The following is a 5,280-nucleotide window of genomic DNA, read 5'->3' as shown; positions in this document are numbered from 1 at the left end:
GGTGGTGCCGGAGAGAACGGAACCGATGCTCTGCGCCATCATGGAACAAGAGGACATGGTATTCATCAGCATACAGGCGATGAGGAACAAAACTCCTGCGATCAGGAAACCTTTCTTGTGGCGCATGACGAATGCCCCTGCCTGCTGTGCCTTTTCTTTTACCGTCCTTGCGGCTTTTCCGGTTTTGGACGCAGCCTGGGCGGTATTTCCTGCAGTCTGACCGGTGCGCTTAGCAGCGGCATACTGCTTTTTGATGGCCTGCTTTTGCTGCCAGCGGGAAAGAGGATTGCTGGAAAACTGGGGATTTTCCTGCAAGGATTTCTGGTACAGGACATTTACATTAGCCTTTTCCAGTTGACGCTCTGCCTGGGCTGCTTTGCGGTACGGCTTCAGCTTGTGACTACGGTAGCCCTCCCGCACCAGATAAGCGCCGGTCTCCACCGCCTCCTCGGACTTGTGGGCGCTTTCCACGCCCACATTGTCCTGTTCTGTTTCCCGGATCTCTTTATGGAGCTTGCCCGCGACCAGATGGACGGGAGCTTCTTTGACCCCTTGAGAAACTTTGGAGGGGGGCTTTTTCTTGTCCTCAAAGGTCAGCTTCGAGGTCTTTTTCCCGGTGTCCGGGTCAATGACCATCTGCCTGACCTTTTTCTTTGGAATATTCTCCTGCGCCTTATCTGCTCTGGCCGCAGCTTTCTCCGCTTTACGGATCGGCTTTTCCAGTGCAGGGTCAGCCCGTTCCTCATCGGTAAAGCGCAGGCGCGGTTCCTTATTCAAACCATTCTCCCAGCATGAGGGAGGACATCATGTAGTGCAGCTCTGCATAAATGGCCATTCCCACAGGATCGTTGAACATACAGCCGGACAGGTAGGCATAAAACTGTGCCACCACATCGGACAGGATCTTCGCTTCGGTTCCTTCCAGAACCAGACCGCCCATGCCTTCCTTGGCACGGATGGCACTCCAGACCTCTGCCAGACGGAGCAGCCCCACCTGACCGGTCTCATTCAGTTCGGCTGCCTGATCTGCCGCCGTGCGGCACTCACTTACCGCATCGGCCATGACTGTAAGCAGCTGGCTGCGCTGGGCATTTACCGCCCTGTCAAAAAACATCAGCGGGGTTCTATTCAAAATGTTGGGGTTCATCATCATTCATCCTCCTTTTTCAGTTCCTGGGGTTTGGTGGTCATAATGCGGTAAAGTTCGGTGTTCTTCGGGAAGTGGTCTACAAACGGCAGGATCGTGGAGCCATAGAACAGCAGGCCCTCGCCCTCACCGGAGTGTGTCACATAGCTAAGCTGGTGTGTGGAAATGCCCAGCTGCTTGGCAAGGATCTGACGGTCTCCACCTGCCTGGTTGAGCATATACACGAAGTCGGAGTTTTATAGTGATAGGTAAGCCCCTGATATCATCTCAGGCTTTTCCCCCACTTCACACCGTGCATGCGACTTTCACCGCACACGGCGTTCCATCGGTTAGTAGATTTCGTTGTCTAAACAATCAAACCTGTCATAGAAATACTGTGTTGTGTTGATTAGTGAGAGATTAGATTAACGGCAGAGACGCCAACTCACGGAGCGTATTTACCTTTTTGAGCTGGCTCTTGTCAAGCTGTAGGAGTTCCAAATATTTTGCGATTGTATCTGCATTGATGGCATGAATCAACTTGTGTACAGAATCCTTCACTAAAATAAGATTCCCATAGGAATCATCGCCTCCAAGATACCGGGGCAGTTTGTGATGACAGTGAATCTCATGTGTACTTGAGAATTCTTCACCGGTAACAGCACATTTTCCCCATTGAGCAGAGAATAGTGATATTCTGTTATCTGCATATTCCGCGCTATAGCCATAGGGTGGCTTCCGCATAAGCGAGAGCAGAATGGCCATATTGATTCGTAGGTTATTGTGAATGCCTTCCCGCCCCTCTGGAGTGTAGTAATTCCATGTTTTTTTTACGGAATAAAGGATTCTTGTGTTGCGTGTAGCCAATAGGATATACTGGCTCATTTGTGCCTGCAACATATCGCATCATTTTGGATTTTCCAAATCGGCTTCTTTCAAACTCAGTCAATTCCCGTCCGGTTTTAACCAATCGATTCCCGTTACGGGTACTAAGCCTATTTGTGAGCAGTGTCATAACTGCACGATTTAGTATTGCGCAATCATGGTTGATATGGGTGGCAATGCAGTAATAATTCTGCATTCCTGTGACCATACTGTTATAGAGCCTGATTTCACCCTGTTCTCCATAGATTTTTCGGGGATGGACAATCCGTTTTGCCTGTGTTTTCAGCTTCTGGCGCTTGTGGTCAAAATTCTTATCAGCGATGTATGAAATTACCACCAGCTTGTTGCCTTTCCTGTGAACTTTCATCTTGAACCCAAGGAAGTCTGAGTAATGATTTCTGACATTGATAATCCTTGTTTTCTTTTCTGAGATTTCCAGTTTCAGCCTTTCTCTTAACCACTGTATAACTGCGTGCATTGTCCGTTCAGCAGTATCTTTCGTTCTACAGTAAATCCGAAAGTCGTCCGCATATCGAACAATGAACATCTCTTTGAGGTTGGACTTTTTCGCCTGTCTGTACCCGTTTTCAGGTCTGACATTTCTTTTGCATATCGGACTCCATTGCCATTGGCTTTCAACCCAGTGGTCGAGTTCGTTAAGAACGATGTTTGCAAGGAGTGGAGAAATGATTCCACCCTGTGGTGTTCCCTTATCAGGCGTAATAAATGTTCCGTCCTCAAGTTTTATCTGTGCTGTCAGTATTCTCCGAAGCACAAATATAAGCGCCTTATCGTGAATCCCCATTGCCCAAATCTGCCGAATCAGCTTTGCATGGTTCACATTGTCAAAAAATCCTTTAATATCGAATTCAATGACATAGTGCAGGTTTGCTTGCTGTAACAGTTTATAACTTCTGGCAATAGCGTTTTCTACGGAATGGTTCGGTCTAAAGCCATAGCTGTTCTCACTGAACTTAGCTTCACATACCGGCTCCATTACCTGCTTAATACATTGTTGGATTAACCTGTCCCAGATGCATGGAATGCCTAAGGGTCTTGTCTTGCTCGGGTCGTATGGCTTCGGTATCTCCTTTCGCCTGACTGGCTTAGGACGATAACCATGCTCACTTCCGTTTACAATAAATCTCACTTTTTCAACTACTTCATCAGGGGAGCACTTTCCAATGTCCCTGATTGTGAGTTTATCTGTTCCACACGTTTTACTTCCTGTGTTTTTCTTGATATTTCTGTATGCCAGCAGAATGTTTTCCCTTTGAAGGACGATAGACATGAGGTCTGTAAACACCTCACCATTCTTACTGGCAGCATATAGATTATCGAAGGTATCTTGCATTCCGTAATACTCGTTATGTCGCAGATTTTCCTCACATAGCAGTTGTTTCTTTTTTCTGGTCATAAGGCATCACTCTCCTTTCGCGGGAAAGTGTCCCTTTTTGTCTTACTCGTAATCCTTATACGATTGAATGACAACAATAGTTTCTAACCGACTAAAGCCCATTCCTCAAGCCCGCCTTTTTCGTTGGGCTGTCATAGGTTCGAGCTTCGCTTTTCAGCACAGATTAAGCGGCTTATATGATTCGTCCGCAGATTGCTTATGAGCAACTCTGTACCTTTCCACGTTCCGATAACCCTATCTGTACATATATCCTTAGGTGTCCGCTATAGTCCTGTCAGCTTGATTGTGCCTGTAACACAATACGGAATTTCATATTTTCGATTTTTACTTTACCGCACTGACCCACATTTAAGTGTCCGTACATTTCTATACGGTAAACATCTAGACCCGTACATTCGCGGTTTTCGTCAGTCCGTCGTAGACATTCTCACCATAGATATTTTATAGACTCCCGGCGTGTCATCTGCATACAGTACCTCTACTGCACTTTCGTCAGCCGTGTTGCCACGCTGTTACGACAAACTTCCGCCGACTTTATCGAGCTCCAGACTCCAGCCATTACAGCCGAAGCCGGTCGAAGTATCAGAGTAGGCATTTCAGGGCGTTACTCCTTCATTCTACCTATCGGGTTATCAGTTGTTGCTCATCCCTGCCGAGATAAGCCCGACGCTTTTAGCATCACATGGCCATAAGTCTATGAAGTATTACCCTCATAGCGTGATGTTTGTGCGTCAACGTGTCGCACCAAAGATGTTCTCAACCTCGCGTGAAGAAAGCAGATCTTTCACATTTTGGGTAATCTGATTGTTATTAACAGATGGCTTTTTATCCATCTCTCTGGGGCTTTCGCCCATTTTCATCGGCGTGTCATTTCACGCCCAGCATAGCATATCTTTTTGCCACGGATCATACCGTACCGGCTGGTAATGCGGCCTCGTGGAGCTGTTATATTCTGCTCAAAGCAGGGTCAAGCTCTATGCGTTGCGTGTGACTGTCCTTTTACAGACAGCCTTCCACTCGGATTAGGGCGCTACCCCTTTCCCGATTTCTTCCGCATTGATAATTCTGACCTACTTGCCGGTTTCAGTCAGAACGGCGAAATCTGCACTTTAAGCGGCTAACAAGTTGCAGACCCAATCACCAGTGGGGATGCCGCCCCATTTTCTGAATCGCTTCCAGATTTCCACCGTATAGGCGGCGGTCTGTTCCTCCTTCAAAAGCAGGTGCATCTCGTCGATGTAATAGCGGGTGGACTTGTGAGCGGCACGGTTGATGGTAACGCGGTTCCACACCTGATCCTGTACCACCAGCATACCGATTTTCTTGAGCTGCTTACCCAGTTCCTTGATGTCATAGCAGACAATGCGGTTATTGATGTCCACATTGCTCTGGTGGTTGAACACATTGAGGGAGCCGGTTACATAGATTTCAAGGGCCGTGGCGATATACTGGGCTTCCTTTTCCTCCTGTGAACGGAGCAGGTTATATAGGTCCTCCAGTATAGGCATATTCTCCGGGCGCGGGTCATTGAGATAGGTCTGATAGACCAGACGCACACAACGGTCGATGATGGTTTTCTGCACCGGCTGCAATCCGTCTTTACCGCCCACAATCAGCTCACACAAGCTGAGAATAAAGTCAGACTTGAGGGACAGCGGGCTTTCATCATCCGAGTAGTCCAGGTTCAGATCCATCGGGTTGATGTAGTTGGTTGAGGTGGGCGAGATCTTAATGACCTGCCCATGCAGGCGCTCAACAAGAGGTGCGTACTCCGCTTCCGGGTCACAGATGATAACATCATCACTGGTAAGCAAAAAGCAGTTGGCAATTTCTCGTTTTGCGCTGAAGGACT

At 47.8% G+C, this 5,280-nt stretch carries 1 protein-coding gene and 4 pseudogenes; all 5 read right to left on the bottom strand.

What is annotated here, in order from left to right; genetic code table 11:
• Nucleotides 1-777 (bottom strand): annotated as a pseudogene (locus OCV69_RS06730) (CHAP domain-containing protein); the annotation flags it as partial.
• On the bottom strand, nucleotides 770-1,150 hold the full coding sequence (locus OCV69_RS06725; RefSeq protein ID WP_425609797.1) for a DUF3851 domain-containing protein: 381 nt from the start codon (nucleotides 1,148-1,150) through the stop codon (nucleotides 770-772). The gene OCV69_RS06725 and the pseudogene OCV69_RS06730, both read right to left, overlap by 8 nt.
• Nucleotides 1,150-1,383, bottom strand: a pseudogene (locus tag OCV69_RS06720) (conjugal transfer protein TraE); the annotation flags it as partial. The pseudogene OCV69_RS06720 and the gene OCV69_RS06725, both read right to left, overlap by 1 nt.
• Nucleotides 1,384-1,546: 163 nt before the next feature.
• Nucleotides 1,547-3,428: pseudogene (gene ltrA, locus OCV69_RS06715) on the bottom strand (group II intron reverse transcriptase/maturase).
• Nucleotides 3,429-4,567: 1,139 nt separating this feature from the next.
• Nucleotides 4,568-5,280, bottom strand: a pseudogene (locus OCV69_RS06710) (VirB4-like conjugal transfer ATPase, CD1110 family); the annotation flags it as partial.

Source organism: Alitiscatomonas aceti, assembly GCF_025567195.1.
Taxonomy (GTDB): domain Bacteria; phylum Bacillota; class Clostridia; order Lachnospirales; family Lachnospiraceae; genus Alitiscatomonas; species Alitiscatomonas aceti.
This window is presented reverse-complemented; position numbering and strand designations above follow the sequence as displayed.

Bases quoted from the DNA above. Each gene is read 5' to 3' on its own strand.
- OCV69_RS06725 (WP_425609797.1), bottom strand. From the start codon at position 1,150: ATGATGAACCCCAACATTTTGAATAGAACCCCGCTGATGTTTTTTGAC.